Below are 3,522 nucleotides of genomic sequence, written 5' to 3' on the forward strand. Positions count from 1 at the left end.
TCGCTGCACAACTGGCCCCTGATGGGCGAGCACAGCTTTATCGGCCTCGGCAACTATGTCGCCATCCTGCGCGACACCCGGTTCTGGAACGCGCTGCGCTTCACCGCCTACTACACCGTGATCGTCACCATCGCGATCTTCGTGGTGGCGTTTCCGCTGGCGCTGTTCGTCGAGCGGCCGCGGCCGCTGACCAATCTTTACCGGACGATGTTCTTCATGCCGGCGGTTGTCGGCTTTGCCTCGGCCAGCCTGCTCTGGTCATGGCTGTTGAACGTCGATTCCGGCCTGTTCAGCCCGGCCGCCTACGACCTTGGCCTGATCGACAGGAAGTTCAACCTTTTGGCCACCTTCCAGCCGGCCTTCTGGTCGATCATCGCCATGGTCGTCTGGAAGGTCGCCGGCTTCACCATGATCATTCTGATGGCCGGCCTGCAATCGATCCCGCAGGATCTGCAGGAGGCGGCCGTTATCGACGGCGCCGGTCCGTTCGCCAGGTTCAGGGCGATCACTTTGCCGCTGATGCGCCGCACGCTGGCGCTGGCCCTGATCCTGTCGGTCGCCGGCTCGATCCTCGCCTTCGACCAGTTCTACATCATCCTGCGCGGCGGCCCACGCAACCAGACGCTGACGGCGGTCTACTGGATCTTCAACCAGTCCTTCGTGTCGTTCAAGCTCGGCTACGGCGCGGCTTTGTCGATGGTGCTGCTGGTGATCCTGGTGGCGCTCAGCCTCGTCCAGCTGTGGCTGCTGCGCAAGCCGGAGGGGCTCGACTGATGGCGCAGGCCGCTTCCCGCAACCGCCGGCTCTTGAGCCGCATCGGCGAGCATTCGACCGGCATCGTCGCCTCGGTGCTGTTTGCCGCGCCGATCGTGTGGGCGGTGCTGTCGGCGTTCAAGCCAGCGACCGAAGCGCGCCTGCCGCCGCTGCCGCCCTGGCCGACATCAGGCTTCTCGCTGGAGAACTACGCCACGCTCAACAGCTTCGGCGACGGGCTGTGGGTCTCGGCGCAAAACAGCATCTACGTCTCGGTGATGACCGTCGTGCTGTCGGTCGCCGTCAGCGTGCTGGCCGGCTATGGCTTTTCGCGGTTCCGGTTTCCGTTCAAGAACCTGTTCTTCATCCTCATTCTGTCGACGATCATGATCCCGTTCCAGTCGATCCTGACGCCGATCTTCCTGGTGCTGACCAAGCTTGGCCTGCACAACACGCTGACCGGCCTGGTCGGCGTTTATGTGACGCTGCAACTGCCGTTCTCGATCTTCATGATGCGCAACGCCTTCGACGCGGTGCCGCGCGAGATCGAGGAAGCCGCCCGCATGGACGGCGCCGGCAATCTCACCATGCTTTGGAAGGTGATGCTGCCGCTGGTCTGGCCGGGCGTCGTCACCATCGCCCTGTTTGCCTTCCTCGGCGCCTGGAACGAATTCCTCGCCGCCCTCGTGCTGATGACCGATCAATCCAAATTCACGCTGCCCGTGATGATGACCGCACTGCAGTCGGGCCGCTTCGGCGCCATCGACTGGGGCGCGGTGCAGGCGGGCGTCACCGTGATGATGGTGCCGTGCCTCATCCTGTTCCTGGCGCTGCAGCGCTTCTACATCCGCGGCCTGATGGCCGGGGCCGTCAAATAGAATGGAGTAAATTAATGACCGCATCGCCATCCGCAAAAACCGGGAAACCGAAGCTCGCCTTCCGCCCGCTGCCGGTGCCGCAGGTCGACGTGCACGGCTTCTGGGGCGATCGCGCCGACGCTGTCGCCGCCCGCACCGCCGATATCCTTTACGAGCGCTGCGTGGAGGCCCGCATGCTGGAGCAGATCGATCCGGACCGTCCCTCGCCCGGCATAGTCATCCCCTTCCACTCGCCCTCTCCCGACGAAGCCGACCGCCAGGGCGCGGAATTCACCGGATCGACGGTGACCACGCAGATGTTCTGGGATTCCGATCTCGGCAAGACGATCGAGACCGCGGCCTATTCGCTTTACCGGCGCAAGAATCCCGAACTGGAGAAGAAGATCGACGCCGTCATCGACATGTATGGCAGGCTGCAGCAGGAGGACGGCTATCTCTCCAGCTGGTACCAACGCATCCAGCCCGGCAAGCGCTGGACCAATCTGCGCGACTGCCACGAGCTCTATTGCGCCGGCCATCTGATCGAGGGCGCGGTCGCCTACTACCAGGCGACGGGAAAACGCAAGCTGCTCGATATCATGTGCCGCTATGCCGACCACATCGCGTCGGTACTCGGCCCGGAGCCCGGCAAGAAGAAGGGCTATTGCGGCCACGAGGAGATCGAGCTGGCGCTGGTCAAGCTGGCACGGGTGACCGGCGAGCGGAAATATATGGAGTTGGCCAGATACTTCATCGACCAGCGCGGTCAGCAGCCGCATTATTTCGACGAGGAGGCCCGCGCCCGCGGCGCCGACCCGAAGGCCTATCATTTCAAGACCTATGAATACAGCCAGTCGCATATCCCGGTGCGAGAACAGAACAAGGTCGTCGGCCATGCTGTCAGGGCGATGTACCTCTATTCCGGCATGGCCGATATCGCGACCGAATATGGCGATGATACGCTGCGAGCAGCACTCGACCTTCTGTGGGACGATCTCACCACCAAGAGTCTCTACATCACTGGCGGACTGGGGCCGTCGGCGCACAATGAGGGCTTCACCAGCGACTACGACCTGCCCAACGAAAGCGCCTATGCCGAGACCTGTGCGGCGGTCGGCCTGGTGTTCTGGGCCAGCCGCATGCTCGGCATGGGGCCGAACGCGCGCTACGCCGACATGATGGAACGCGCCCTCTACAACGGTTCGATCTCGGGCCTGTCGCTCGACGGCTCGCTGTTTTTCTACGAGAATCCATTGGAAAGCCGGGGCAAGCACAACAGGTGGAAGTGGCACCGCTGCCCGTGCTGCCCGCCCAATATCGGGCGCATGGTCGCCTCGATCGGCAGCTATTTCTACAGCCTGGCCGACGATGCGCTGGCCGTCCACCTCTATGGCGACTCGACCGCGCGCTTCGATATATCGGGCGTCCCGGTGAGCCTGACGCAGGTCAGCAGCTATCCCTGGGACGGCGCCGTCGACATCATGCTCGAACCGCGGGCGCCGGTCGAGTTCACTTTGCACCTGCGCATTCCCGCCTGGAGCGCCAGTGCCGGGTTGAAGATAAACGGCGAAGCCATCAGGCTGGCGGATATCACCAGCGACGGCTACGCCGCGATCAAGCGGACATGGAAAAAGGGCGACAATGTCCGGCTCGATCTCGAAATGCCGATCGAGCGGCTTTATGCCAACCCGCAGGTGCGCCAGGATTCTGGCCGCGTCGCGCTGTCACGCGGCCCGCTGATCTATTGCGTCGAGGCATCAGACAATGACAGCCAGCCGCATCGCCTGACGCTGCCGCGGACGGCCACCATCGAAGCGCAGCACCGGCCGGAACTTCTCGGCGGCGTGGTGACGCTGTCGACCGCGGCACTTGCCGATGTCTCCGACGGCTGGCAGGACGGGCTCTACAGGCC

The 3,522-nt window shown here is 63.7% G+C and carries 3 protein-coding genes; all 3 read left to right on the forward strand.

From position 1 onward, the window contains the following. On the forward strand, positions 1-774 hold a 774-nt coding region (locus tag EN955_RS33970; RefSeq protein ID WP_164769962.1), incomplete at its 5' end, for a sugar ABC transporter permease. Beyond that, entirely contained in the window at positions 774-1,631 is an 858-nt protein-coding gene (locus EN955_RS33975) for a carbohydrate ABC transporter permease (protein ID WP_024503912.1), read from the forward strand. The genes EN955_RS33970 and EN955_RS33975, both read left to right, overlap by 1 nt. 14 nt (positions 1,632-1,645) lie before the next feature. Beyond that, the coding region (locus EN955_RS33980) for a glycoside hydrolase family 127 protein (protein ID WP_164769963.1) at positions 1,646-3,522 on the forward strand (1,877 nt) is incomplete at its 3' end.

It is taken from the genome of Mesorhizobium sp. M7A.F.Ca.CA.001.04.2.1, assembly GCF_003998485.1.
Lineage (GTDB): Bacteria > Pseudomonadota > Alphaproteobacteria > Rhizobiales > Rhizobiaceae > Mesorhizobium > Mesorhizobium ciceri.

What these genes read in the sequence shown, in the direction of transcription:
- EN955_RS33975 (WP_024503912.1), top strand. Translation starts at nt 774, where the DNA reads ATGGCGCAGGCCGCTTCCCGCAACCGCCGGCTCTTGAGCCGCATCGGC.